This is a genomic window from Paracoccus shanxieyensis (assembly GCF_009711265.1).
Taxonomy (GTDB): domain Bacteria; phylum Pseudomonadota; class Alphaproteobacteria; order Rhodobacterales; family Rhodobacteraceae; genus Paracoccus; species Paracoccus shanxieyensis.
The window spans coordinates 98,144-122,277 of the sequence record NZ_WMII01000009.1 but is presented as its reverse complement, the minus strand read 5'-3'; the positions used below and the strand labels follow the sequence as shown (position 1 = coordinate 122,277).

Annotated in this window: 24 protein-coding genes and 2 tRNA genes; 12 read left to right on the top strand and 14 right to left on the bottom strand. The window is 64.9% G+C overall.

Going from position 1 to position 24,134, the window contains the following annotated elements:
- Positions 1 to 3 precede the first annotated feature (3 nt).
- Positions 4 to 639, bottom strand: coding sequence for a ChrR family anti-sigma-E factor (locus tag GL284_RS11260; RefSeq protein WP_155044725.1), 636 nt, complete (start codon positions 637 to 639; stop codon positions 4 to 6).
- Positions 636 to 1,304 (bottom strand): sigma-70 family RNA polymerase sigma factor, encoded by a 669-nt coding sequence (locus GL284_RS11255; protein ID WP_230383030.1) that lies wholly within the window; start codon positions 1,302 to 1,304, stop codon positions 636 to 638. Before GL284_RS11255 ends, GL284_RS11260 begins: the two co-directional genes overlap by 4 nt.
- A gap of 138 nt (positions 1,305 to 1,442) precedes the next feature.
- Between GL284_RS11255 and GL284_RS11250 the strand changes: the two genes are divergently transcribed.
- The 3 genes from GL284_RS11250 to GL284_RS11240 are packed head-to-tail and all read left to right on the top strand — an operon-like array spanning position 1,443 to position 4,648.
- Positions 1,443 to 2,723 carry an NAD(P)/FAD-dependent oxidoreductase gene (locus GL284_RS11250; protein ID WP_155044724.1) on the top strand — a complete coding sequence of 427 codons (1,281 nt, stop codon included), beginning with the start codon at positions 1,443 to 1,445 and terminating at the stop codon, positions 2,721 to 2,723.
- Positions 2,724 to 2,726: 3 nt separating this feature from the next.
- On the top strand, positions 2,727 to 3,512 hold the full coding sequence (locus GL284_RS11245) for a DUF1365 domain-containing protein (RefSeq protein WP_155044723.1): 786 nt from the start codon (positions 2,727 to 2,729) through the stop codon (positions 3,510 to 3,512).
- A complete protein-coding gene (locus GL284_RS11240) occupies positions 3,509 to 4,648 on the top strand; it encodes an SAM-dependent methyltransferase (protein WP_155044722.1) in 1,140 nt (379 codons plus the stop codon). The genes GL284_RS11245 and GL284_RS11240 overlap by 4 nt, the downstream gene beginning before the upstream one ends.
- Before the next feature lie 8 nt (positions 4,649 to 4,656).
- Here the strand turns inward: GL284_RS11240 and GL284_RS11235 are convergent, their stop codons facing one another.
- The gene (locus tag GL284_RS11235) at positions 4,657 to 6,321 is read right to left on the bottom strand and encodes an amidohydrolase (protein ID WP_155044721.1); all 1,665 of its coding nucleotides are present in this window, start codon (positions 6,319 to 6,321) and stop codon (positions 4,657 to 4,659) included.
- 11 nt (positions 6,322 to 6,332) lie between these two features.
- Positions 6,333 to 6,686: a cupin domain-containing protein gene (locus tag GL284_RS11230; RefSeq protein ID WP_155044720.1), complete on the bottom strand. Its 354-nt coding sequence runs from the start codon at positions 6,684 to 6,686 to the stop codon at positions 6,333 to 6,335.
- 176 nt (positions 6,687 to 6,862) lie between these two features.
- On the opposite strand from GL284_RS11230, the gene GL284_RS11225 reads away from it, so the two are divergent.
- The 8 genes from GL284_RS11225 (at position 6,863) to GL284_RS11190 (ending at position 14,693) form a co-directional block, all read left to right on the top strand.
- The gene (locus tag GL284_RS11225) at positions 6,863 to 7,444 is read left to right on the top strand and encodes a GNAT family N-acetyltransferase (RefSeq protein WP_155044719.1); all 582 of its coding nucleotides are present in this window, start codon (positions 6,863 to 6,865) and stop codon (positions 7,442 to 7,444) included.
- Positions 7,445 to 7,535: 91 nt separating this feature from the next.
- Positions 7,536 to 8,231: a hypothetical protein gene (locus GL284_RS11220; RefSeq protein ID WP_155044718.1), complete on the top strand. Its 696-nt coding sequence runs from the start codon at positions 7,536 to 7,538 to the stop codon at positions 8,229 to 8,231.
- 143 nt (positions 8,232 to 8,374) lie between these two features.
- Entirely contained in the window at positions 8,375 to 8,959 is a 585-nt protein-coding gene (locus tag GL284_RS11215; RefSeq protein ID WP_155044717.1) for an ANTAR domain-containing response regulator, read from the top strand.
- Positions 8,956 to 10,128, top strand: a complete 1,173-nt coding sequence (locus GL284_RS11210) for an ABC transporter substrate-binding protein (protein ID WP_155044716.1) — start codon at positions 8,956 to 8,958, stop codon at positions 10,126 to 10,128. Before GL284_RS11215 ends, GL284_RS11210 begins: the two co-directional genes overlap by 4 nt.
- Before the next feature lie 426 nt (positions 10,129 to 10,554).
- A complete protein-coding gene (gene nirB / locus GL284_RS11205) occupies positions 10,555 to 12,984 on the top strand; it encodes a nitrite reductase large subunit NirB (RefSeq protein WP_155044715.1) in 2,430 nt (809 codons plus the stop codon).
- Positions 12,981 to 13,316: a nitrite reductase small subunit NirD gene (nirD, locus tag GL284_RS11200; RefSeq protein ID WP_155044714.1), complete on the top strand. Its 336-nt coding sequence runs from the start codon at positions 12,981 to 12,983 to the stop codon at positions 13,314 to 13,316. The genes nirB and nirD overlap by 4 nt, the downstream gene beginning before the upstream one ends.
- Before the next feature lie 11 nt (positions 13,317 to 13,327).
- Entirely contained in the window at positions 13,328 to 13,792 is a 465-nt protein-coding gene (gene cynS, locus GL284_RS11195; protein ID WP_155044713.1) for a cyanase, read from the top strand.
- A gap of 55 nt (positions 13,793 to 13,847) precedes the next feature.
- Positions 13,848 to 14,693, top strand: a complete 846-nt coding sequence (locus tag GL284_RS11190) for a formate/nitrite transporter family protein (RefSeq protein ID WP_155044712.1) — start codon at positions 13,848 to 13,850, stop codon at positions 14,691 to 14,693.
- Between the two features lie 93 nt (positions 14,694 to 14,786).
- On the opposite strand, the gene GL284_RS11185 is transcribed toward GL284_RS11190, so the two are convergent.
- From GL284_RS11185 to GL284_RS11140, 10 genes are all read right to left on the bottom strand, one after another.
- Positions 14,787 to 15,185, bottom strand: a complete 399-nt coding sequence (locus GL284_RS11185; RefSeq protein ID WP_196216760.1) for a hypothetical protein — start codon at positions 15,183 to 15,185, stop codon at positions 14,787 to 14,789.
- A gap of 127 nt (positions 15,186 to 15,312) precedes the next feature.
- Positions 15,313 to 16,497 carry a formaldehyde dehydrogenase, glutathione-independent gene (fdhA, locus tag GL284_RS11180; RefSeq protein ID WP_155044711.1) on the bottom strand — a complete coding sequence of 395 codons (1,185 nt, stop codon included), beginning with the start codon at positions 16,495 to 16,497 and terminating at the stop codon, positions 15,313 to 15,315.
- Positions 16,498 to 16,956: 459 nt separating this feature from the next.
- Positions 16,957 to 17,031 (bottom strand) — tRNA-Val (locus GL284_RS11175).
- 59 nt (positions 17,032 to 17,090) lie between these two features.
- Positions 17,091 to 17,438: an HU family DNA-binding protein gene (locus tag GL284_RS11170; RefSeq protein ID WP_230383031.1), complete on the bottom strand. Its 348-nt coding sequence runs from the start codon at positions 17,436 to 17,438 to the stop codon at positions 17,091 to 17,093.
- 78 nt (positions 17,439 to 17,516) lie between these two features.
- Positions 17,517 to 19,934, bottom strand: coding sequence for an endopeptidase La (gene lon / locus GL284_RS11165; RefSeq protein ID WP_155044710.1), 2,418 nt, complete (start codon positions 19,932 to 19,934; stop codon positions 17,517 to 17,519).
- Positions 19,935 to 20,159: 225 nt separating this feature from the next.
- Positions 20,160 to 20,360 (bottom strand): CsbD family protein, encoded by a 201-nt coding sequence (locus tag GL284_RS11160; RefSeq protein WP_155044709.1) that lies wholly within the window; start codon positions 20,358 to 20,360, stop codon positions 20,160 to 20,162.
- A 114-nt stretch (positions 20,361 to 20,474) separates the two neighbouring features.
- Complete coding sequence (locus GL284_RS11155; RefSeq protein WP_196216761.1) at positions 20,475 to 21,281, bottom strand: glycosyltransferase; 807 nt, start codon at positions 21,279 to 21,281, stop codon at positions 20,475 to 20,477.
- A 72-nt stretch (positions 21,282 to 21,353) separates the two neighbouring features.
- Positions 21,354 to 21,437 (bottom strand) — tRNA-Leu (locus tag GL284_RS11150).
- Between the two features lie 49 nt (positions 21,438 to 21,486).
- Positions 21,487 to 22,422, bottom strand: a complete 936-nt coding sequence (gene lipA, locus GL284_RS11145; protein WP_155044776.1) for a lipoyl synthase — start codon at positions 22,420 to 22,422, stop codon at positions 21,487 to 21,489.
- Between the two features lie 161 nt (positions 22,423 to 22,583).
- The gene (locus GL284_RS11140; protein WP_155044707.1) at positions 22,584 to 23,330 is read right to left on the bottom strand and encodes a TerC family protein; all 747 of its coding nucleotides are present in this window, start codon (positions 23,328 to 23,330) and stop codon (positions 22,584 to 22,586) included.
- A 217-nt stretch (positions 23,331 to 23,547) separates the two neighbouring features.
- Between GL284_RS11140 and GL284_RS11135 the strand changes: the two genes are divergently transcribed.
- Positions 23,548 to 24,093, top strand: a complete 546-nt coding sequence (locus GL284_RS11135) for a peroxiredoxin (protein ID WP_155044706.1) — start codon at positions 23,548 to 23,550, stop codon at positions 24,091 to 24,093.
- Positions 24,094 to 24,134: the final 41 nt, after the last annotated feature.

Below are 24,134 nucleotides of genomic sequence, written 5' to 3'. Positions count from 1 at the left end.
ATCTCAGATCCGGAAAAGCGGTTGCAGCAGGCGCGGGATCATCCCGCGAAACCGCAACGGCGCGTCGGTGGCCGCCAGACAGATGCAGGGACCGTCCGGTCCGGCAATCGGCTGGTGGTCGATATCGTCATGGGCGGTTTCGACATCGCCGCGACCGAAGCGGCCCTGACTGTCGGAAAAGCTGCCCTGCAGCACCAGCGTCAACTCCAGCCCGCCATGGCTGTGTTCCGGCACCGCCCGCCCCGGCGGGATATAGAGCAGCCGCAACGAGCCGTGGGCGTCGGCAGTCAGGATCTGCTGCCGGATGCCGCCGCCCAGCATGCGCCATTTCGGCGGCTGCCCGCCAAGCGCCTGCATGACCGCCGCCGGAAAGATGCCCGATCCCGCCGGGGCGTCCGGCATGGGTGGCGCGGCTTGCACCGCCGCGATCAGCCGCTGGCCCGCCCCCGCGCTGACCGCGACCGGCGCGATGCCGTCCAGCAATGCCCCGCCCAGCATCTCGACCGCCTCGGCCTCGGCGCGGCAGGCATCGCACAGCGACAGATGCGCCGCGACGACCACCGCGAAGGGATGCGGCAGGTTGCCGGAGGCGAAAGCGCGCAGCAGGTCGTCCGGGATATGGTGGGTGATGCCGGTCATGGCTGCCTCAGATCGTTCAGGTCGCGCCGCAGCCGTTCCAGTCCCAGCCGGATGCGCGATTTGATGGTGCCCAGTGGCAGGCCGCTGATCTCGCTGATGCGGCTATGCGGCAGATCCTCGAAATAGGCCTGCTCCAGCACGCGGGCCTGATCGGGCGACAGCGCGGCCAGCGCCTTGCGCAACAGCGCGGCCTCTTGCCCAAGGCCAAGGATCTGCGCGGCATCAGCCTGGGCTGCGTCGGGGGCTGCGATGATGTCGGCCTCGGGCGGGGGCCTGCGCCGGGCAAGGTCGATGCTACGGTTGCGCGCGATGCGATAGATCCAGGCGCTGGCCTCGGCCCGGTGCGGATCGAACTGCGCGGCCTTCTGCCAGACGGCCAGCATCACGTCCTGCACCACATCCTCGGCGCTGCCGTCGCGCAGACCGCCGCGCATCAGCATCGCCTTGAGGCGCGGAGCGAAATGCTGAAACAGCAGCAGGAATGCGTCAAGATCGCGCTGGTCGCGCACCGCCAGCAGCCAAAGCGTCGGCTGGCTTGGGTCGGCATGGTCCTGTCGCAAATCGCCGATCCCCTTCCCGGTCGTGGGGGCGTGGCCGCCATGCAGCGCAGTGCCGCGTGGGGGCGGCGCGATCACGTCATGGCTGCTGCGGTTGTCCTGCATCATGTCAGGGATACGCGCTGACCGGCCGATCAGATCACTGCGGCGCAGAAAAAGCAATTCCGCAGCGAATAAATCGCGCGCCGGGTGATCCGATCGGCCCCCGCTTGCGTAACCTTTCCGACGGCAGTGAAGGAGACGGTCTTGCCCTTTGACCTCACGCGTGGCGCACCGCTGAAGATTGCCATCATCGGCGGCGGGATTTCGGGACTGTCGGCAGCGTGGCTGCTGTCGGGCCACCATCAGGTCACGCTTTACGAAAGTGCGGCGCGGCTAGGCGGACATGCCCGCACGGTCATGGCCGGGCGGCGTGGCGATGTGGCGGTCGATACCGGGTTCATCGTCTTCAACTATGCCAATTATCCGCATCTTTCGGCGCTGTTTCGTGACCTTGACGTGCCTGTGCAGCGCAGCGATATGAGCTTTGGCGTGTCGCTGGGCAATGGCCGGGTGGAATATGCCCTGCGCTCGGTCGGGGCGCTGTTTGCGCAGCGCGCGAACCTCATGCGTCCGGGCTTTTACCGCATGATCCGCGACATCCTGCGCTTCAATGCCCGCGCCGAGGCTTTGGCCAAGGGCCAGCCCGACCTGACCATTGGCCAGTTGATCGCCCAGATGCGGCTGGGGGACCGGTTCCGCGACGATTACCTGTATCCGATCTGCGGCGCGATCTGGTCCACCCCGGCCAGCCAGATCGGCGATTTTCCGGCGGAAACGCTGCTGCGATTTCTGGCCAATCACGCGCTGATGTCCAAGGGCGGGCAGCATCAGTGGTGGACGGTCTCGGGCGGCAGCGCAAGCTATGTCGAAAAGCTTGCGACCCAGTTGCAGCGGCGCGGCGTGGTGCTGCGGCCTGCAACGCCGGTGCGCCGCGTCCAGCGCGATGCCACTGGCGTCACGGTTCAGGCCGACGGTGCCGCGCAGCGGTTCGATCAGGTCATCATGGCCTGCCATGCCGATCAGACGCTGGCGCTGCTGGCAGATCCCCTGCCACCCGAACGCGCGGCGCTTGGCGCGGTGCGGTTTCAGGACAACCGCGCCGTGCTGCATGCCGATCCGCGCGTCATGCCCGCCCGCCGCGCCTGCTGGAGTTCGTGGATCTATCGCGCCGACGATCCGCAATCGGACCGCGCGGTCGGCGTCACCTATTGGATGAACCGCCTGCAATCCCTGCCCGAGGATGACCCGCTGTTCGTCAGCCTGAACCCCGAGGCCGCGATTGATCCGGCGCTGATCTATGACCAGACCACGTTCCGCCATCCGGTCTTCGATCAGGCGGCGATCCGGGCGCAGGCCAGCCTGCGCGCGATGCAGGGCACGCATCACACCTGGTTTGCGGGCGCCTGGCTGCGCAACGGCTTTCACGAAGACGGCTTCGCCAGCGCCATGCGCATCGCCCGCCACCTGCTGCCCGCGAAGGTCTGAGCGATGGCGGATGACCTTGCTTCGGTGCTGGCGGCGGGCGGGGTCTTGCACCTGCCATCGGACGTGGCGCATGCCCGGCGCGGCGATGTGCGCCACGCCTTTCGTTACGGCGTCGATTACCTGCTGCTGGCCCCCGAGACGGTGCGGCCGCGCGGTCTGTTCCGACTGGGCAGGCGCGGGCTTTTCAGCTTTTGCGCCGCCGATCATGGCGGCATGCGCGGTGCGGGCGAAGGCGCGGCATGGGCGTGGCGGATGCTGGACCGGGCGGGGCTTGCCCGCGACGCGCAGATGACGCTGGCGCTGATGGCGCAGCCGCGATGTCTGGGCTTCTGGTTCAACCCGGTCAGCTTCTGGCTGGTGCTGCGGGGCGGCGATCTGCTGGCCGTCATCGCCGAGGTCAACAACACCTTTGGCCAGCGCCATTCCTACCTGTGCCACAATCCCGGCTTCGCGCCGATCCGCGCCGAAGACCGGCTGCGCACGGACAAGGTGTTTCACGTCTCGCCGTTTCAGGATGTCGCGGGCAGCTATGAGTTCCGCTTTGCCGTCACGCCCAGCCGCATTTCCGTGCTGATCCGCCAAAGCTGCGGCAGCACCGGGATGATTGCCACGCTGCACGCCACACCCCGGCCCCTGCGCCAGCGCGCGCTGATTGCTGCCGCCCTGCGCCGTCCGGGCGGCGCGCTGCGCATCCTTGCCCTGATCTATTGGCAGGCGCTGCGCCTGCGGCTCAAGGGCATCGCCTATCGTCCCCTGCCCGCCCCCCCGTCCAAGGAGATCAGCCGATGAGCCCGTTTCAGACCCGTTTCCTGACCTCGCTGGAGGGTATCCGGCACGGGCGGCTGTCGCTGACCACGCCCGAAGGCCATCGCCACAGTTTCGGCGGCAACGGCCCCGAGGCGCAGATCCACATCACCGACTGGGCCATGCTGTCTGCGCTGGCGCGGCGCGGCGATGTGGGTTTTGGCGAAAGCCATATCGCGGGCCATTGGGACAGCCCCGACCTTGAGGCGCTCTTGTCGCTGGCCATCCAAAACAGCGATCATCTGGGCGGGCAGGACAGGCCGGGTCTGCTGGCAGGCTGGGGTTTTCGGCTGATCGACGGGCTGCGCCGGAACTCGGTCGCGGGTTCGGCGCGAAATATCCGGGCGCATTACGATGTCGGCAACGAATTCTATCAGCTTTGGCTGGATCCGGGGATGAGCTATTCCTCGGCGCTGTTTCAGGACACCGACGATCTGGAAACCGCGCAGCTGCGCAAGAACGACCGCATCCTGTCGCGGCTTGCATCGGGCGAACGCATTCTGGAGATCGGCTGCGGCTGGGGCGGCTTTGCCGAACGCGCCGCCGATCACGGCCGCCATGTCACCGGGCTGACGCTGTCGCCGTCGCAGCGCGGCTATGCCGATGCGCGGCTGGATGGCCGGGCCGAGATCCGCCTGCAGGATTACCGCCACGCCACCGGGCGCTTTGACAACATCGTCTCGGTCGAGATGGTCGAGGCGGTGGGCGAACGCTATTGGCCGACCTATTTCGCGGCGCTGAAGGCGCGGCTGGCACCGGGCGGGCGGGCGGTGCTGCAGGCGATCACCGTGCCGGATGCGGAATTCTCGGTCTATCGCAAACGCTCGGATTTCATCCGGCAGCATATCTTTCCGGGCGGGATGCTGCCCAGCCCGGCGATCCTTGCACATCAGGGCACAAAGGCGGGGCTTGCGCTGAAGGACAGCTTTTCCTTTGGGCAGGATTACGCCCGCACCTGCCGGATCTGGGCCGCGCGCATGGCCAAGGCCGCGCCGCGCATCCGCGGCTTTGGCTATGACGATGCCTTTCTGCGCGGCTGGCGCTATTATCTGGAAAGCTGCGCCGCGACCTTCGCCACCGGGCGCACCGATGTGGTGCAGGTGGAATATGCCCATGCGTAAGGTGCGGCCTAAGCGGTCTGGCCCAGCATCCCGGCATCGTGGATGATGCGGCCGCCGCAGATGGTCAGCGCCACGCCCAGATCCGGGATCGCGGCAGGCGCGACCGCCTCGATATCGCCGCCCAGCAGGACCAGATCGGCGGCAAGGCCGGGGCGCAGGCAGCCAGTCACATGGTCGCGATGCGCGGCCCACGCGCCGCCTGCGGTATAGGCCCGCAGCACCTGCATCAGCGTCAGCCGTTCGTCCCGCGCCCCCGCATAGGGCTGCCTCGTCAGGGCCGCCGCAATGCCGCGCAGCACCGAGACATCGGCGACCGGCCAATCGCTTGAGAAAGCGACAGGCGCACCCGCTTCGGCCAGACTGCGGCACAGATAGGCGTCCGGCCACCGCGCAGCGCCGATGCGCGACAGCGTGGGCTCTGACGGGAAATCCATCGCCCCCGGCACATGCGGCGGCTGCAGGCTGGCGGTGATGCCCAAGTCGCCAAGCCGCGCCACATCGTCTGCCTCGATCAGTTCGATATGTTCGATGCGGTGGCGGCTGTCGCGCGGCCCGTTCGCATCGCGCGCCGCCGCATATCCGTCGATCACCGTTCGGACCGCGCCATCGCCGATGGCATGGACCGCGATCTGCAAGCCGCGCCGGTCGATCTGGGTGGCGATCTGGTTGAACCGCTCGGGCGCAAAAAGCGGGCCGGGCTGGTCGGGATCACCGCGCAGCAGGAATGCCGTGCCGCTGTCGATCACCCCGTCCATGAACATCTTGACGAAGCCCGAACTGATCCAGTCATCGTCGAAATCCGCAGCCATGTCCGAGGCGCGCTGCAAGGCATCCAGCGCCATATGCGGCTTGAAATGGAACGGCACCTTGACCCGCAGCGGCAGTTGGCCATTGTCGCGCATCTGGGCCAGCAGCTCCAGCGTGTAGCGGTTGCCGTCCATGTTCACGAGGCTGGTGATGCCCTCCGCCGCGCAATGCGCCATGCCACGCAGCAGCAGCGCCGTATCGGCGGCACGCTGGGCGGGGTCGGGGGCCGGGTCGGGTTCTTCGCCGGTGGCGATGCCCAGATTGATGCGCCCCTCACCGGCAAAGGCGATCAGCGGACCAAAGGCCTCGAATTCGCGCAGCTCGCCGGTGGCAAGCCCGTCCGCGCCCATCACCACCTCATGACCATGCGGCATCACCGCGCCATGCAGCAGCCCTGCGGCCTGCAATGCGGCGGTATTGGCCCAGACGGTATGCAGATCGGGCGACATCATCGCGATGGGCCGATCCGCGATCATCGCGTCCAGATCGTGCCGCGTCGTGGGGTGGTCCAGAATGTCGTAATGCGCCTCTTGCGCCATCAGCAGCGGCGCATCGGGGTTGGCTGCGGCAAAGTCGCGAAACGCCGCCGCGACGTCCTTGGCGCCATGCAGGTGGCCGATATGCAGATGCGTCAGATCGGCCCCGCCCAGACCGACATGGACATGGCTTTCAAAAAAGCCCGGCAGCAAGCTGCGCCCGCCCGCGTCGATCAGCGATGTCTGCGGCCCGGCCAGCGTCGCGATCTGCGCCGCATCGCCCACGGCAAGGATGCGGCCCCCGCCCACCGCCACGGCCTCGGCCCTTGGATGGTCGGGATCCATGGTCAGGACGCGGGCATGGGTCAGGATCAGATCGGCGGGCGGCATGGGCGCAGGCGCTATTTCAGCTTGATGGCGAAATGCTTGCGGACCGGTGCCTCGATGGTCCATGTGCCCTTGAAGGTCGGCTCGACCACGAAGGCATCGCCGGGGTTCAGCGTGACGGGCACGCCGCCATCAGGGGTGATGGTGATGCGCCCCTCGATCAGATGCACGAATTCGTAGAACTGATAGGTCGCGTGCCACGTCCCGGTCGTCGCTTCCCATGTCCCCGAGATCATGCTGCCATCGGCCGAGGTGTTCTGGATCCAATAGCGCATGGTCGGCTCGCCCTCGATCTTGGTCCAGCCGTCAAGATCGGTGGTGATGGGCTGGGGGCCCGGTTCGGGAAAGCGGAAAACCGTATCGCTCATGTCTGTCCTCATCGGCAGGGGTGTCGGGCCAATTGGTAGGCGCAGCCCGCGCGGCACGCAAGCGCCGGCTAAAGGGGCTGCCAAAAGGGCTGGCGGCGGCGCGTCAAATCGTCAAAGACTGGCGCACAAGCAGGGCCGGACATAGGGCCGGACACAGGGGGGGGACAGCTCACGTCATGCAGATCCGCAAGGCCAAGGCAACCGACAGCGCGCATCTGGTGCGTTTCATCAATATGGCCGCGGACGATCTGCCGTTGCATTTCTGGCGCAAATCCGTCGGCCCCGAAGGCGATCCATGGGCGCTGGGGCGCGAGCGTGCCGCGCGCGAGACCGGCAATTTTTCCTATAGCAATGCGTGGCTGGCCCAGATCGACGGCGAGGTCGCGGCCTGCCTGCTGGGCTATGCCGCCGAGACCGCGCCCGGCCCCATCGCCCCCGACACGCCGCCGATCTTCGTGCCGCTGTTGCAGCTTGAGGCCTTGGCGCCGGGGTCGTGGTATCTGAATGTGCTGGCGACATATCCGCAGTTTCGCGGCAAAGGTCTGGGCGGCGCTTTGCTGGCCCATGCGGAAACCGTCGCGGCAAAGGCCGGTCACGATACGATCAGCCTGATTGCCGCCGACACGCATCAGGACGCGCTGCGGCTTTATACTGCCAAGGGCTACCTTCAGGTCGCGCATCGCCCCGTGGTCAAGGGCGACTGGCAGGTCGATGCCAATGAATGGATCCTGTTCACCAAACCCCTGCCCGCTGTCTGATCCGCGCCATCTGATCCGCGCCGGTTTCGCTTTGTCGCGTCCCCGCCTTGCGCTAGGCTGGGGCCAGTCCTGATGCACCCCGAGGCATTCGATGCGACCGCCCCGCCTTGCCATGTTCACCGCAGCCCTTGCCACATGTTCGGCCCTGTCGGCCTGCGGTCATGTCGATTACAACAACGCCCCACGCGGCGAATTCAGCGGCAACCTGTTCGTGATGTGGGTCGGCGAAGGCGGCGCGTCCGGAGATGGCAAGTTTCTGTTCGTGCCCGATCCCGGCAACCCGCTGAGCTTTACCCTGCCCGGCGATGACGGCAAACCGCTGCGCATCCAGCCGCAGATGATGTATACCGACGGCGGCTCGATCCCGAAGATCGGTCAGGTGTTCAACGGCTTCGGACCATGGGGCTATGCGCGCGCCTATATGATCCATGACTGGCTGTATGTCGCCCGGCACTGCAATCTGGACGGCATGCCGACCGGACCCGAGGCCGGGATGGCCGCGATCAGCTTTCAGCAATCCGCCGATATTCTGGCATCCGCAATCCGGGCGCTGGTCACAAGCGGGCGCGTCAAGGAAAACGATGTCGCGGGGCGGACGATCTCGGGTGCAGTGGCGGGGCCGATTGCGCGCGAGCTGTGGGACAAACGCGGCGCCTGCCCGCAGCCCCGCGTGGCCGAGATGGACCGGCTGGCCGCCGAAGCCGCGATCCCCGGATCGTCGCAACGCAGGGCGGCCCGACGCGCGGGCGTGCCTGTGGCAATGGTCGTCGGCCAGTTCGGGTTCTAGCGGCCCCCCGGGCTTGCCCATATATTCGGCAAACTGCCGATTGACCGCAGAAAAGCGCGGGACGTGCCGCATTTTCGCCATGGGCAAGGTTGCGGATCCTGCGGCCGTCATGCAACGCCGCTTGCAACCGGAGGCCCATGGCGATGCAGAAACGCCTTTCCATCGTTCTGATCGAAACCGATCTGGACCGCGCGCAACCCATCATGGACGGGCTGCGCGGACTTGGCGCGCATGACATCCATCTGATTTCCGACGAGGCCGGTCTGGCGCGCCGCATCGCCGCCTTTCAGCCTGATATCGTGCTGATCGACCTTGCCAATCCCTCGCGCGATATTCTTGAGGAAATGGCCGTCGCCGCCGCGCCGATGGACCGGCCCGTGGCCATGTTTGTCGACCGTTCGGACGAACAATTGACCCGCGCGGCGATCGAGGCGGGGGTCTCGGCCTATGTCGTGGACGGGTTGCGCGCCGACCGCATCAAGCCGGTGCTGGACGCAGCCATTGCGCGGTTTCACATGTTCCAGCGCATGCGCGCCGAACTGGCCGCCAGCCGCGCCGCATTGGAGGAACGCAAGATCATCGACCGCGCCAAGGCCATTCTGATGAAGGCGCGCGGCGTGGATGAGGAAGCGGCCTATGCCCTGTTGCGCAAGGCCGCGATGGATCAGGGCCGCCGCGTCGCGGATGTCGCGCAACAGCTGGTGCTGGCGGCGGGGTTGCTGACATGAAGCTGGACACGCTGCGACTGGGCTATGTGCCGCTGACCGATGCCGCGCCGCTGATCATCGCGCATGAGCTGGGCTTTGCCGCCGAGGAAGGTCTGGCCTTCGATCTGGTGCGCCTGTCGGCTTGGGCGCAGAACCGCGATCTGCTGGGGGCGGGCGTCATCGACGCGGCGCATATGCTGGCCCCCATGCCCATCGCGCAGGCGATAAAGCTGGGGCCAGAGCTTCCGGCCATGGATCTGGTGATGTTCCTGTCGCATGGCGGTCAGGCCATCGCGATCAGCAACGCCTTGACGGCGCGGCTGCGCGATGCGGGCCATAACTTCGATTTCGCCGATGCCCGGCGCGCCGGGGTGATGCTGCGGCAGGTTGCGGGCGACACGCTGCGTGTCGGCGTGCCCTTCCGCTTTTCCACGCAGGCCGAACTGGTGTTTCACTGGCTGGAGGCCATCGCCTTTGACGGCGCGATCGAGGTCGTCACCGTGCCGCCGACCATGATGGCCGATGCCATGGCCGCGGGCGAGGTCGACGCCTTCTGCGTCGGTGAGCCATGGGCCTCATTCGCGGTCGAGCGTGGCATCGGCGCGCTGCTGCTGCCCGGCCGCGCGATCTGGGCCGCGCCGCCGGAAAAAGGGCTGGTGCTGCGGCGCGATTTCACTCTGGCCCGCGCCGAACAGACCGGGCGGCTGATGCGCGCGGTCTGGCGGGCCGGGCAATGGCTGGACGAGGCTGAAAATCGGGGCACGGCGGCAGAGATCCTGTCGCGGCGGGACTATCTGAACCTGCCCTCGGAACTGACCGAGCGTGGGCTGGTCGGCCGTCTGCTGGTCACGCCCAGCGGCGACACGCGCGACTGTCAGGATTTCATCACCTTCAACCGGGGCGCAGCGACATTCCCGTGGAAAAGTCTGGCCGCGCTGTTTGCCGATCGCATCATCCGTCGCCACGGGCTTGACCCCGAACCCGCGCAGCGCGCCGCGATGGCATGTTACCGCACCGATCTTTATCGCCAGCACCTGCGCGCGGCAGGCGCGCCCCTGCCCGGCGCGTCACTGCGGGTCGAGGGCATGATCGACGCGCCCCGCCGTGTCGCCGCCGAGCGCGGGCAGATGATTCTGGGCGCGGATGCGTTTTTCGACGGCCGGATCTATGAGCCGCCATTCGCAAGCTGATCGCTTTGCAAGCAGGCCACGCCATTTGAGCAAATAATTCATGCGCTGCGACTGAATTCGCGCCAGTTCACCGGCAAACATCTGCGCGCTGCTTGAGCGGCGGGCCGCGATTGGGGCATGTTTGATCTACGGCAAGGCGCAACGGCGTGACCCTGCCCGCTTGCGATGATGCAAGCACGATCCCGCGATGAGGCGGTATCCCCGAAAGTGTCTGGCTGCACGGCTGCGCTTTGACGCGCTGCGCTGTTCGCTGCCTGATGCATCGCCCGACAGCCATCCGCATTCGCCCCTCGGAGCCATCATGACCGCCGTATCCCGCCTGAATCCGCGCCACGCGCCGGGTCGATCGACCTTGTGCCCCTGCCAGTCCCTGCGCCCCCCGATGCCGGGCCTTGCTGCCGCATCTGCCGTAACGGGATGCGCGCCATGAAAAAGAAACTTGTCGTCATCGGTGCAGGCATGGCCTCGGGCCGGATGCTTGAGGCGCTGTTCGAGGCCGCCCCCGACGCCTATGACGTGACGCTGTTCAACGCCGAGCCGCGCGGCAATTACAACCGCCTGATGCTGTCGCCGGTGCTGTCGGGCGAAAAGACCTATGCGCAGATCGTCACGCATGATGCGGACTGGTATGCCCGCCATGGCGTCGATTGCCGCTTTGGCGAACCCGTGGTCCGCATCGACCGCGACGCGCGCCGGGTGCAGTCCAACCAGTCCAGCGCCGAATATGACGCGCTGGTGATCGCCACCGGCTCGGCCCCGTTCATCATCCCGGTGCCCGGCAAGGATCTGCCCGGCGTCGTGGCCTATCGCGATTTGGAAGACACGCAGGCGATGATGGCGACCGCCGGCAAGGATGCCGTGGTCATCGGCGGCGGCCTGCTGGGGCTGGAGGCGGCGGCCGGCATGGCCGCGCGCGGTGCCCGCGTCACGGTGATCCACCTGATGGGCCATCTGATGGAGCGTCAGCTGGACCCCGCCGCAGGTTACCTGCTGCAAAAGGATCTGGAGCGTCGCGGCATCACCGTGCATTGCAAGGGCGCGACCAAGGCGATCCTTGGCACCGACCGCGCCGAGGCCGTGCTGCTGGAAGATGGCACCGTCTATCCCGCCGATCTGGTCTGCATGGCCGTGGGCATCCGGCCCGAAACCCGCCTTGCCAACGATGCGCATCTTGAGGTCGAACGCGGCATCATCGTTGATGACGCCCTGCGCACCAGCGATCCGCATGTCTTTGCGCTGGGGGAATGCGTGGAACATCGCGGGCAGGTCTTTGGCCTTGTCGCGCCGCTTTACGATCAGGCCAAGGTGCTGGCCCAGACGCTGCTGGACCGGCAGGCGGTGTTTTCTGCGGTGCAGACGGCGACCAAGCTGAAGGTGACGGGCTGCGATCTGTTCAGCGCCGGCGATTTCGCCGATGCACCGGGGCGCGAGGATATCGTCTTCCGTGATCCGGGCCGCGGCATCTACAAGCGGCTGGTGCTGGAAAACGACCGCATCATCGGCACGGTCATGTATGGCAATACCGCGGATGGCAGCTGGTTCTATGGGCTGATGAAGGACGCAGCCGACATCCGCGACATGCGCGACACGCTGATCTTTGGTCCGGGTTTTCAGGGCGGTGCCTCGGCCGATCCCATGGCCGCCATCGCGGCCCTGCCCCCCGAGGCCGAGATCTGCGGCTGCAACGGCGTGACCAAGGGCAGCATCATGGCGGCGGCGGCGGGCGGGGCCTGCACGTTGGACCAGATGCGCGCCTGCACCAAGGCCAGCGCCTCTTGCGGCACCTGCACCGGCCTTGTGCAGCAGGTCATGGCTTTCGCGCTGGGGGATGAGGTTGCCGACGCCCCGGCCGGGATGTGCAAATGCACCGATCACAGCCACGAGGACCTGCGCCGTCTGATCCGCACCATGGGGCTGAAATCCATTCCCGCCGTCATGCAGGAACTGGGCTGGAAAACCTCGGGCGGCTGCCATTCCTGCCGCCCGGCGCTGAATTACTATCTGCTGGCGGAATATCCGCTGGACTATCGCGACGACCGCCAGTCGCGTTTCGTCAACGAACGCAACCACGCCAATATCCAGAAGGACGGCACCTATTCGGTGGTGCCGCGCATGTGGGGCGGCGTCACCACCCCGGATGAGCTGCGCGCCATCGCCGATGCCGCCGACAAATACAACGTCCCCATGGTCAAGGTGACGGGGGGCCAGCGCATCGACCTCTTGGGCGTGCGCAAGGAAGACCTGCCGCATATGTGGGCCGATCTGAACGCGGCGGGCATGGTGTCGGGTGCGGCCTATTCCAAGGGGCTGCGCACGGTGAAAACCTGCGTCGGCAAGGAATTCTGCCGCGTCGGCACGCAGGATTCGACCGGGCTGGGCATCAAGCTGGAAAAGCTGATGTGGGGATCTTGTACGCCGCACAAGCTGAAGCTGGGCGTCAGCGGCTGCCCGCGCAACTGCGCCGAGGCGACCTGCAAGGATATCGGCGTCGTCTGCGTGGACAGCGGCTATATGATCTCGATCGGCGGGGCGGCGGGGATGGAGGTCAAAGAGACCCAGGCCCTTGCCGCCACCCCCTCCGAGGACGAGGCGATCCAGATCATTCTGGCCGTGACCCAGCTTTACCGCGAACATGCCCGCTATCTGGACCGCATCTGGAAATGGATGGGCAAGGTCGGGCTGGACTGGATCAAGGCGCAGGTCGTCGAGGATCTGGACAACCGCCGCGCGCTGGTCGAGCGGTTCGAGATCAGCCAGTCCGTCTATCGCACCGATCCATGGGCCGAACTGTCGACGCCTGCCGAGGTGCCAAAATGGGGGCCGCTGGCCGATCTGACGCTGGAGGCCGCGGAATGAGCGGGTTTCTGGACATCGGCGCGCTGGCCGACATCCCCGCGCAGGGCGCGCGGCTGGTCAGGACCGCGCAGGGCTGCATCGCCGTCTTCCGCACCGCCGACGACCGCGTTTTCGCCCTGGACGACCGCTGCCCGCACAAGGGCGGGCCTTTGTCCGAAGGCATCGTGCATGGCACCAGCGTGACCTGCCCGCTGCATAACTGGGTTTTCGATCTGAACACCGGCACGGCGCAGGGCGCCGATGACGGCGCGGTCGCGACCTATCCCATCCGCGTCGAGGCAGGCCGCATCCTGATCGACGCCAGCCTGATCCACAGAACCAAGGCCGCCTGAAAGGACACGCCATGAACAAGATGACCATAGACGAACTGACCCGCGACGATCTGACCGCGATGATCCTGCGCGCCAAGAAACGCGCCGACCTGTCATGGGCGGCGCTGGCCGAACTGATCGGCATGTCGCCGGTCTGGCTGCATTCAGCGGCTACCGGCATGAACGCCTTTCCCGAAGACAAGGCCCGCAGCTTTGCCAGCATCCTTGGCCTGCCCGACAGCGCCGTGGCGCTTCTGACCGAAAGCCCGCTGAAAGTCTGGGAACAGGCCGTGCCGACCGATCCCTGCCTGTATCGGCTTTACGAAATCGTCGGCGTCTATGGCCCGACGATCAAGGCCCTGATCAATGAGGAATTCGGCAATGGCATCATGTCGGCCATCGACTTCTCGATGCATCTGGAACGCGAGAAAAACCCCAAGGGCGACCGCGTGAAGCTGACCATGTCCGGCAAATATCTGGCCTATTCGAACTGGTAACCCCCGCCGAACGCCCCGGCCACGTCCGGGTGCTGCGCAACAGGAAGGAACCTCCATGTCCTATGTAAATCCGGCGGATTTCGCCAAGAAGATGATCGACGCCGGCGAGGCCAAGGTCTTCATGTCTACCAAGGATACGCTGATCCGGGCCTATATGGCGGGCGCGATCCTTGCGCTGGCCGCGGCATTCGCCGTGACCGTCACCGTCAATACCGGCAACCCGCTGATCGGCGCGCTGCTGTTCCCGGTCGGGTTCTGCATGCTGTATCTCTTGGGCTTCGACCTGCTGACCGGCGTGTTCACGCTGGTGCCGCTTGCGCTGATCGACAAGCGGCGCGGCGTCACCATGCGCGGATTGTGGCGCAACTGGGGGCTGGTCTTTCTGGGCAACTTCGCCGGGGCCTTCACCGTTGCGCTGTTCATGGCGATCATCGTGACCTTCGGTTGGACGACCGAGCCGAATGCCGTGGGCCAGCAGATCGGCCATATCGGCGAAGGCCGCACGCTGGGCTATGCCGCCCATGGCGCGGGCGGGATGCTGACGCTGTTCGTGCGGGCGGTGATGTGCAACTGGATGGTGTCGACGGGTGTCGTCGCGGCGATGATGTCGACCAGCGTCTCGGGCAAGATCATGGCGATGTGGATGCCCATTCTGGTCTTTTTCTACATGGGCTTTGAACATTCCATCGTGAACATGTTCCTGTTCCCCTCGGGGCTGCTGCTGGGCGGGAACTTCACCATCATGGATTACCTGATCTGGAACGAGATCCCGACGGTGATCGGCAATCTGGTCGGCGGGCTGACCTTCGTGGGCGCGATGATCTATGCCACGCATTACAAGACCTCGCCCCGGATCGAGGCTGAGGACAGCGCAAAACCCGCCGCATTCCCGGCCGAGTGATCCCGCAGCATTCCCGGCCGCGCGGCCGCGCGATCCCATCCAAGGCAGGCACGCCGCATCCGGCATCGGTTGCGGCGTGCTTTTCGCCCCGACTCAGCCCGGCAGTGCCTCCAGTTCCGGGAAGGGCTGCCAATGCACATCGGCGCGGTCGCAGATCGGGTGGTCAAGGCTGCCACCGGCGATCTTGCCATCCCGCAGCGGGATCCCAAGACTGTGGACCCCGGTATAGCGCCCCGAAACATCCTTGCTGTCGGCGCGCACGCAGACGCCCTGCCCGCCACCGGGCAGGGTCGCGACATTGGAGATCTCGGCATTGCGGATCGAGGCCGGGTTATAGATCAGTTCGCGCGCGCCGGTCACGATCACGGCCTTGACGGCAGGGCTGGGCGGCGTCGCACGCGCGATCACCTCGGCATAGTCATCCGACACCGCCGTCGCGGCGCAGGCGGCCAGAAAAAGCGGTCCGAGGATCAAAAGGCGTGTTTTCAGCATGTTCGCTTCCCTGTGCAACGTGACGCTAGGGTAGAAACTCGCGCGCGGATCGGCAAGCCCGTGTCCGCGTGCGGTGATGCAAAGAATGGCCGGGCGCGTGTCGCGCCGCCCGGCCCGGTCGCCCGCCTCAGGCCGCCAGCCCGCCATGCGGATCCAGCACGAATTTCTTGGCCACGCCGTCGTCGAAGCTGGCATAGCCCGCGACCGCCTGATCCAGCGGGATGATCGTGGCATTCACGATATCGGCGATGGGCAGGCGGTCGTGCAGAATGGCCTGCATCAACTGCCGGTTATATTTCAGCACCGGCGTCTGTCCGGTATGCAGCGATTGCGCCTTGGCCCAGCCCAAACCAAAGCGCATCGACAGGCTGCCCTGCTTCGCCGCATCATCGACCGCGCCGGGATCTTCGGTGACGTAAAGCCCGGGAATGCCGATATTGCCCGCCGCGCGGGTGATCTGCATCATCTGGTTCAGCACGATGGCGGGCTGTTCGCCGCCCGAATGGCCGCGCGCCTCGAAGCCCACGGCGTCGATGGCCGCATCGACCTCGGGGCTGCCGGTGATCTCGGCGATCATCTCGGGCAGGTTGTCGCCTTTGGACAGATCGACCGGCTCGAAGCCGACCTTGCGGGCATGTTCCAGCCGTTCCTTGTTGAAATCGCCGATCATCACCACCGCCGCGCCCAGGATGCGGGCCGAGGCCGCCGCCGCCAGACCGACCGGCCCCGCGCCCGCGACATAGACGATCGAGCCGACGCCCACGCCCGCCTTCCATGCGCCGTGAAAGCCGGTGGGCAGAATGTCCGACAGCATGGTCAGATCGAGGATTTTCGACATGGCGCGGTCGCGATCCGGGAATTTCAGCAGATTGAAATCGGCATACGGCACCATGACATAGCGCGCCTGCCCGCCGATCCAGCCGCCCATATCGACATAGCCATAGGCCCCGCCCGCACGCGCCGGATTGACGGTCAGACAGACGCCGGTATCGCCTTCGCGGCAGCAGCGGCAGCGGCCGCAGGCGACGTTGAAGGGCACAGATACGATGTCGCCGATGTCCAGCATCTCAACATCGGCGCCCTTCTCGATCACCTCGCCAGTAATTTCATGGCCCAGCACCAGACCGGGTTCCGCCGTCGTGCGGCCACGCACCATATGCTGATCCGAGCCGCAGATATTCGTCGAGATCACCTTCAGGATGACGCCATGTTCGATCTTGCGGCCATCCGGCGCGTGCAGGCCGGGATCGGCGATATTCTGGACCTCGACCTTGCCGGGACCGATATAGACCACGCCTCTGTTGCTGCTCATCCGATCTTCCCTCCTTGATCGTCGCTGCCAAGCGCGGCCTCCACCGCGCGTCGAAATGCCCGCCACGGGGACGGACAGAGTTCAAGGCTAACGCAGTCGGCGCCGGGGCCATGTGTCATTTGCGACTTGGGCTGTCTGGAACAGGACATGGCTTGCGGGGCGGCGGGGGCGTGACGTTTTCAAGGACCTTGCGCAGATGCGCTTTGACCGGAGCGCGGGGGGCTTGGCCGTTGCGATATGACGCTGGGACGCATCCGCCGACACCATCGCGCGGCATATCTGCTTGCCGTGCGCGGCGTGGTCGCGACGACCAGCTTTGACGTTCGGCATGTGCCTTGGGCTGTTGCGATAAACCGGGACGGTGCCCTGCCCGGTCCGCGCCTTGGGTTCCGCGCACCGGCGCGCGCTTCGCAAAACGAAGAAAGCCCCGGACTTAACCGAGGCTTTTCAACGTAATCATGGTGGGCGATAACGGATTTGAACCGCTGACATCTTCGATGTGAACGAAGCGCTCTACCGCTGAGCTAATCGCCCGGTCCGCGCTAGATAGCGACAGCGCCGCCGACCTGCAAGAGGCAAAATATCGGTGCGCCTCAATCCTCATCATCATTGCCCGAGGCAATGTCGGCATTGCGGCGACGCAGCCGCAATACGATCACCTCGGCCCCGGACACATCGCGTTGCCGGTTGATGCGGGCGCGACCCAAAGGCGGCAGGGCCAGCGTCTGACCGGCGGCCATGGCATCGCCAAGCTCGGCAAGGGTTGCTTCGACGATCTCTTTGATCTGGGCATTTCGCATCCCGGTCCGCTGGGCAATCCGTGCCAGAAACTGCCGTTTCTGCAGGACCCGCGCCGTGCCCGGATCGCTTTCATTGGTGTCATCCGCCATTTTTTGCGGGCGATTGCGGTGCAATTCCTCCTCATGGCCATGTGTTGCCATGTAACCTCCTGCATATGTTGAACGCAGTATACCGATTAAAAAGAACCGCGCGGAGATGCTCCGCGCGGTTCAATTGCCTTAATGGGCGATCTTGGTGCCCCCGCTGCCCTGATCCCGGGCTGCGGCCAGTCTGCTGGCCTCGGCCGCTTCTTCCGCGGCCTCGTCCCATTCGATGGCATCGGGCATCCTGACCAGCGCGTGACGCAGAACCTCGCGCACATGGCTGACCGGAATGATCTTCAGCCCTTCCTTCACATTGGCCGGGATATCGGCCAGATCCTTTTCGTTATCGGCGGGGATCAGAACCGTCTTGATGCCGCCGCGCAGCGCCGCCAGAAGCTTTTCCTTCAGCCCGCCAATCGCCAGCGCGTTGCCGCGCAGGGTCACTTCGCCGGTCATTGCGACATCCTTGCGCACCGGAATCTGCGTCAGAACCGACACGATCGAGGTCACCATGGCCAGACCCGCCGAGGGCCCATCCTTGGGCGTCGCACCTTCGGGAACGTGAACGTGGATGTCCACGGTCTCGAACTTGGTGGGCTTCACGCCGATTTCCGGGCTGATCGAGCGCACGAAGGACGACGCGGCATCGATCGATTCCTTCATGACATCGCCCAGTTTACCGGTCGTCTTCATGCGGCCCTTGCCCGGCAGCTTCAGCGCTTCGATCTGCAGCAGATCGCCGCCGACCTGCGTCCAGGCCAGACCCGTCACCACGCCGATCTGATCGTCCTTTTCGGCCAGACCATAGCGATAGCGGCGCACGCCCAGATATTCCTCGGCCTTGGCCTCATCGACGGCGACCGAGGTCAGCTTGCCCTTCAGGATCTCGGTCACCGCCTTGCGGGCCAGCTTGGCGATTTCACGCTCCAGCGACCGCACACCGGCTTCGCGGGTGTAATAGCGGATCACATGGGTCAGCGCGTCGTCGCTGATCGAGAATTCCCCCTTGCGCAGACCATTGGCGGTGATCTGCTTGGGCAGCAGGTGATGACGCGCGATTTCGCGTTTCTCATCCTCGGTATAGCCGGCCAGCGGAATGAACTCCATCCGGTCCAGAAGCGGGCCCGGCATATTGTAGCTGTTGGCCGTGGTCACGAACATCACGTTCGACAGATCGTATTCCACCTCAAGATAGTGGTCGACGAAGGTCGCGTTCTGTTCCGGATCCAGCACCTCCAGCATCGCACTGGCCGGGTCACCCCGGAAATCCTGCCCCATCTTGTCGATTTCATCGAGAAGAATCAGCGGATTGGTGGTCTTGGCCTTTTTCAGCGCTTGGATGATCTTGCCGGGCATCGAGCCGATATAGGTCCGGCGGTGGCCGCGGATCTCGGATTCGTCGCGCACCCCACCCAGCGAGATGCGGATGAATTCGCGCCCCGTGGCCTTCGCAACGGACCGGCCCAGCGAGGTCTTGCCGACACCCGGAGGGCCGACAAGGCACAGGATCGGGCCTTTCAGCTTGGCCGAACGGTTCTGCACCGCCAGATATTCGACGATGCGTTCCTTGACCTTGTCCAGACCATAGTGATCCGCATCCAGCACCTGTTCGGCCCGGCCCAGATCCTTGCGGGTGCGCGACTTGACGCCCCACGGCAAAGCCAGCAGCCAGTCCAGATAGTTGCGCGACACCGTGGCCTCGGCGGACATCGGCGACATGGATTTCAGCTTTTTCAGCTCGGCATCGGCCTTTTCACGGGCTTCCTTGCTGAACTTGGTCGAGGCGATCTTTTCCTCAAGCTCGGTCAGTTCGTTGCTGCCGTCCTCACCATCGCCCAACTCCTTCTGAATGGCCTTCATCTGCTCATTCAGATAGTATTCGCGCTGGGTCTTCTCCATCTGCGTCTTGACGCGGGACTTGATCTTCTTCTCGACCTGCAGGACCGACATTTCGCCCTGCATCAGGCCATAGACCTTTTCCAGCCGCTCGGCCGTGTTCAGCGTCTCAAGCAGTTCCTGTTTCTTGTCTAGCGAGATGCCCAGATGGCCGCTGACCAGATCGGCCAAGCGGGCAGGCTCACGGGCTTCGGCGACGGCCGAAACCACCTCTTCGGGGATGTTCTTGCGCACTTTCACATAGCGCTCGAACTCTTCGGCCACGGCGCGGGTCAGCGCGGCGCGCGTGTCAGAATCGCCGTCTTCCTCGGTCAGGGCGTCGCAGCTTGCCTCGAAATAGTTCTCATTGGCGATGAAGCCGGTGATCTGCACGCGCGCCTTGCCCTCGACCAGCACCTTCACGGTGCCATCGGGCAATTTCAGCAATTGCAGAACATTGGCCAGCACGCCGGTGCGGAAAATCCCGTCATCGGCAGGCTCATCCACCGCAGCATCCTTTTGCGCCGCAAGCAGAATCGGGCGATCCTGCTCCATCACCGCTTCAAGGGCCCGAACGGATTTCTCGCGACCCACGAAAAGCGGCACGATCATGTGCGGAAAGACCACGATGTCCCGCAGCGGCAGGACAGGATGGGTCTGATGGGCGAATTCGTTCATGGAATCAGTCCTTTCTCGCCAAGAGACATGGCCCCGGAATAGGCAGCGCAAGTCCCCTGCTCTCAGACAAGATAAGAAGGGCGATCCGCATGTTCAATGGCTTCTTGGTTCCCACTCTGTTCCCTGATCCTGCGCAATGACAATGGCCCCCGGCAACAGCCGAGGGCCCATGTATAGGCTGAAGGCGATTACCTGCCCATTAATGGCAGGCAAGATCGCAAAACTTCAAACTTTATCGTGGAAAAAGTCGTCGACTTTGCGTTCTGCTTCTTCTTTGGTCCAGCCGTATTTTTCCTGCAGCTTGCCGGCCAGCTTGTCGCGCTTGCCGCCCACCTCGGTCAGCTCGTCATCGGTCAGGTCGCCCCATTTTTCCTTGACCGAGCCTTTGACCTGGTTCCATTTGCCTTCGATGATATCCCAATTCATTACGCGTTCCTTTCCGTGTTTCAGGATCGTCTTGCGATCACAGGAAAAACGCCCGGCGCGCCCGGTGGTTCCGTGCTTTCGCGCCACACCGATCACGCCCGCGTGATCGGCGCATCATGCCGATAGCCGCAGCCGCGTCGCCTGATCCAGAAACGGAAATTCGCGCTGCAGCACGCTGGCGAACCGCGCATCGGCGATGTCGTCGATGCCGCTGCCGGACCGCACCTCTTTCGAATCGTGCCCCGCCGTCTTGGTCTGCAGCGATCCATGCACCGTGGGATCCGACAAGGACGGGAACCGGCGCGCTAAAGCATAATGGCCATAGGCAAAGATCGGTTTGCGGTCAGGCAGACGTGCCGCGACGCCCGCGCCGTGAAAGGGCTTCATCACCTCGTATCGCTGCGCGCCCGCACCATATTGCGTGACCAGCAGCGCGCGCGGCAGGGAAAAGGCGAAATGCGGGTGATCGCGCATCGCCGCCGCCGCCCGGCGCAGATGGGCGATGTAATGCACGGTCAGGCAATCGTCGTCATCCAGCCGGAATTGCAGCAGCGGGCCTGCGGTGTCCAGAACCGGCTCCAGCGCCCGCCCGACATCGGTCGCATCCGAGACCAGCAGCCGAACGCGCGGCACGCTGTCGCAAAGCCGCTGCAACCGCGCCCGCAACGGCGCGGGCAGTTCGGGCGAGGTCAGGACAAGAAAATCGAAATCCCGGTCGGTCTGCGCCGCGATCGAGGGCAGCGTCAGGGTCTCGAAACTCTGGAAGCGCTGCTCCAGCCGATCTGGCAGATAAAGCTCGGAGGCGACGCGCTGGCGGGCGGCCTCTTGCTCCGGCGAATCCAGCGCGGTGCCCTTATAGGCGCCCCAGTCGCCCCGACCCAGATACGAAAAGCGGCAAATTCCCATAATGGGTTCGGACAAGAAACGGACCCTGCAAATCGAGTGATTGAAGCAGCGCGACCCATGCCGCTGCACGCGGCACATGGTCAATCTTGGTACCCGAGGTCGGACTCGAACCGACATGCCTTGCGGCGGCGGATTTTGAATCCGCTACGTCTACCATTCCGTCACTCGGGCATCGCGTCTTCCGCCTAAGGCGAGACGCGGGACTTTGCAAGGGGGCCGATCAGGCCCGCCCCAGTTTCTTCAGCCTTGCGTCGCGCAGTTGCGCGAAATCGTCACCGGCGTGATAGGACGACCGGGTCAGCGGCGTGGCCGAAACCATCAGGAAGCCCTTGCCATAGGCCGATTTTTCATAGCCCGCGAATTCCTCCGGGGTGACGAAGCGGTCGACCCGGTGATGCTTCGGCGTCGGCTGCAGATACTGGCCGATCGTCATGAAGTCGATATCGGCGGCGCGCATGTCGTCCATGACCTGCAGCACCGAACCGCGATCCTCACCCAGCCCCACCATGATCCCCGATTTGGTGAACATGGCCGGGTCCAGTTCCTTGACCTTCTGCAACAGCCGCAGCGAATGGAAATAGCGCGCGCCGGGCCGGACGGTCGGGTAAAGATGCGGCACGGTTTCCAGATTGTGGTTGAACACGTCCGGCCGTGCCTCGACCACGATCTCCAGCGCGCCGGGCTTCGATTTCAGAAAATCGGGCGTCAGCACCTCGATGGTCGATGAGGGCGAGCGGTGGCGGATGGCGCGGATGGTCTGGGCGAAATGCTCGGCCCCGCCATCGTCCAGATCGTCGCGGTCGACCGAGGTGATGACGACATGGTTCAGTCCCAGCTTCTGCACGGCATGGGCGACGCGGCCCGGCTCGAACACGTCCAGCGCATTGGGCTTGCCGGTGGCGACATTGCAGAAGGTGCAGCCGCGGGTGCAGATCTCGCCCATGATCATCATGGTGGCGTGGCCCTGCGACCAGCATTCGCCGACATTGGGGCAGCCGGCTTCTTCGCAGACGGTGGACAGGCGGTTTTCGCGCATGATGTCGCGGGTCTGCTTGTAGCCTTCCGAAGTCGGCGCCTTCACCCGGATCCAGGAGGGCTTCTTTGGCTGTTCCTGATCGGGCCGATGGGCCTTTTCGGGATGGCGTTGATCGGGCATCCGAAGATCGCGCAAGGTCTTGGTCCTTTCGGTCGCGGTTCTCTCACAGATAGACCCTCGGCCAGCGGAACGCAACGCCACGGCCACATGCAAAAGGCAGGGATCGCCCCCGCCTTTCGTGCTGTGTCATGCGGGCCACCGGCCCGCGCCGGGAAAGGGTCTCAATGGCCCTGCGCCCGGCTGGCCTTCCTTGCGTTGCGGGCCCACATGTTCAGCCCCTCGACCAGCGCCGAAAACGCCATCGCTGCATAGATATAGCCCTTGGGCACATGCACGCCGAAGCCTTCCGCGATCAGCGTGGTTCCGATCAGCAGCAGGAAGGACAGCGCCAGCATGACGATGGTCGGGTTCTTCTCGATGAAATTCGCCAGAGGGTTCGCGGCCAGCAGCATCACGGTGACGGCGGCGACTACGGCGACGACCATGATCGGCACATGCGGCGTCATGCCGACGGCGGTGATGATGCTGTCGATCGAAAACACCAGATCCAGCACAAGGATCTGCGCGATGACGCCGCCAAAGGTCGCGGTGGCCGCGCCGATCATGATGTCTTCGTGGTCATCGGGATCGACATGGTGGTGGATCTCTTTCGTGGCCTTCCAGACCAGAAACAGCCCGCCCAGAATCAGGATGATGTCTTTCCAAGACAGCTCATTGCCCAAAATGGTGATGACCGGCTCGGTCAGGCGCACGATCCAGGCCACCGTGGCCAGAAGGCCCAGCCGCATGACCAGCGCAAGGCCGATGCCGATGCGCCGGGCGCGCTCACGCTGCCCCTGCGGCAGCTTGTTCGTCAGAATCGAGATGAAAATCAGGTTGTCGATGCCAAGCACGACCTCCATCACCACCAGCGTGGCCAACGCGACCCACGCGGCGGGGTCCTGCATCAGGGCGTAAATGCTGTCCATTAGTCCTTTTCCATGGATAGACGCGCGCGGCCAGACCGACGGGTCATGTGCCGATCTGACAATTCGCCGCCCGTTCAGCGGGTTCCATCGCATCTGACAGGAAGTTTCCGCCGTGCAGCGTTGCGCATTCTGCACCGCGGCACTAGGTTGCGGGCGGGGAGGCCGGAACTGCCGCTCGTGGGACCGCCTGCGGGCAAGGCTGCACAAGGAGATTCACATGAAGATTGGCAACAAACTGCCGCAAGTGACCTTCCGCACCCGCGTGCGCGACGAATCCATCGAAGGCCCCAACCCCTATCGTTGGCAGGACGTGACCAGCGAAGACTATTTCGCCGGCAAGCGCGTGGTGCTGTTCTCGCTGCCGGGGGCGTTCACGCCCACCTGCTCGACCTACCAGCTGCCCGGCTTTGAAAAGGCCTTTGCCGAGATGACCGGGCTGGGGATCGACGCGATCTATTGCATGTCGGTCAATGACAGCTTCGTCATGAACCAATGGGCGAAATCGCAGAACCTCGCCAATGTCACCGTGATCCCCGACGGCTCGGGCGAATTCACCGACAAGATCGGCATGCTGGTGCGCAAGGACAATCTGGGCTTCGGCGCGCGCAGCTGGCGCTATGCCGCCATCGTCAATGACGGCGTGATCGAGGCATGGTTCGAAGAGCCGGGCCGCTGCGACGATTGCGGCGACGATCCCTATAGCGAAACCTCGCCGGAAAACGTCATGGCATGGCTGAAGGCCAAGGCCAACGTCGCAGCCTGACACGGCCTGAGCCGGATACGGCAAGGGCGCCCGAACGGGCG

Excerpts from the sequence above, each read along its gene's own strand:
- GL284_RS11260 (WP_155044725.1), bottom strand. The coding sequence starts at position 639 with ATGACCGGCATCACCCACCATATCCCGGACGACCTGCTGCGCGCTTTC.
- GL284_RS11255 (WP_230383030.1), bottom strand. The coding sequence starts at position 1,304 with ATGATGCAGGACAACCGCAGCAGCCATGACGTGATCGCGCCGCCCCCA.
- GL284_RS11245 (WP_155044723.1), top strand. The coding sequence starts at position 2,727 with ATGGCGGATGACCTTGCTTCGGTGCTGGCGGCGGGCGGGGTCTTGCAC.
- GL284_RS11240 (WP_155044722.1), top strand. The coding sequence starts at position 3,509 with ATGAGCCCGTTTCAGACCCGTTTCCTGACCTCGCTGGAGGGTATCCGG.
- GL284_RS11235 (WP_155044721.1), bottom strand. The coding sequence starts at position 6,321 with ATGCCGCCCGCCGATCTGATCCTGACCCATGCCCGCGTCCTGACCATG.
- GL284_RS11230 (WP_155044720.1), bottom strand. The coding sequence starts at position 6,686 with ATGAGCGATACGGTTTTCCGCTTTCCCGAACCGGGCCCCCAGCCCATC.
- GL284_RS11225 (WP_155044719.1), top strand. The coding sequence starts at position 6,863 with ATGCAGATCCGCAAGGCCAAGGCAACCGACAGCGCGCATCTGGTGCGT.
- GL284_RS11220 (WP_155044718.1), top strand. The coding sequence starts at position 7,536 with ATGCGACCGCCCCGCCTTGCCATGTTCACCGCAGCCCTTGCCACATGT.
- GL284_RS11215 (WP_155044717.1), top strand. The coding sequence starts at position 8,375 with ATGCAGAAACGCCTTTCCATCGTTCTGATCGAAACCGATCTGGACCGC.
- GL284_RS11210 (WP_155044716.1), top strand. The coding sequence starts at position 8,956 with ATGAAGCTGGACACGCTGCGACTGGGCTATGTGCCGCTGACCGATGCC.
- nirB (WP_155044715.1), top strand. The coding sequence starts at position 10,555 with ATGAAAAAGAAACTTGTCGTCATCGGTGCAGGCATGGCCTCGGGCCGG.
- nirD (WP_155044714.1), top strand. The coding sequence starts at position 12,981 with ATGAGCGGGTTTCTGGACATCGGCGCGCTGGCCGACATCCCCGCGCAG.
- cynS (WP_155044713.1), top strand. The coding sequence starts at position 13,328 with ATGAACAAGATGACCATAGACGAACTGACCCGCGACGATCTGACCGCG.
- GL284_RS11190 (WP_155044712.1), top strand. The coding sequence starts at position 13,848 with ATGTCCTATGTAAATCCGGCGGATTTCGCCAAGAAGATGATCGACGCC.
- GL284_RS11185 (WP_196216760.1), bottom strand. The coding sequence starts at position 15,185 with ATGCTGAAAACACGCCTTTTGATCCTCGGACCGCTTTTTCTGGCCGCC.
- fdhA (WP_155044711.1), bottom strand. The coding sequence starts at position 16,497 with ATGAGCAGCAACAGAGGCGTGGTCTATATCGGTCCCGGCAAGGTCGAG.
- GL284_RS11170 (WP_230383031.1), bottom strand. The coding sequence starts at position 17,438 with ATGGCAACACATGGCCATGAGGAGGAATTGCACCGCAATCGCCCGCAA.
- lon (WP_155044710.1), bottom strand. The coding sequence starts at position 19,934 with ATGAACGAATTCGCCCATCAGACCCATCCTGTCCTGCCGCTGCGGGAC.
- GL284_RS11160 (WP_155044709.1), bottom strand. The coding sequence starts at position 20,360 with ATGAATTGGGATATCATCGAAGGCAAATGGAACCAGGTCAAAGGCTCG.
- lipA (WP_155044776.1), bottom strand. The coding sequence starts at position 22,422 with ATGCCCGATCAACGCCATCCCGAAAAGGCCCATCGGCCCGATCAGGAA.
- GL284_RS11140 (WP_155044707.1), bottom strand. The coding sequence starts at position 23,330 with ATGGACAGCATTTACGCCCTGATGCAGGACCCCGCCGCGTGGGTCGCG.
- GL284_RS11135 (WP_155044706.1), top strand. The coding sequence starts at position 23,548 with ATGAAGATTGGCAACAAACTGCCGCAAGTGACCTTCCGCACCCGCGTG.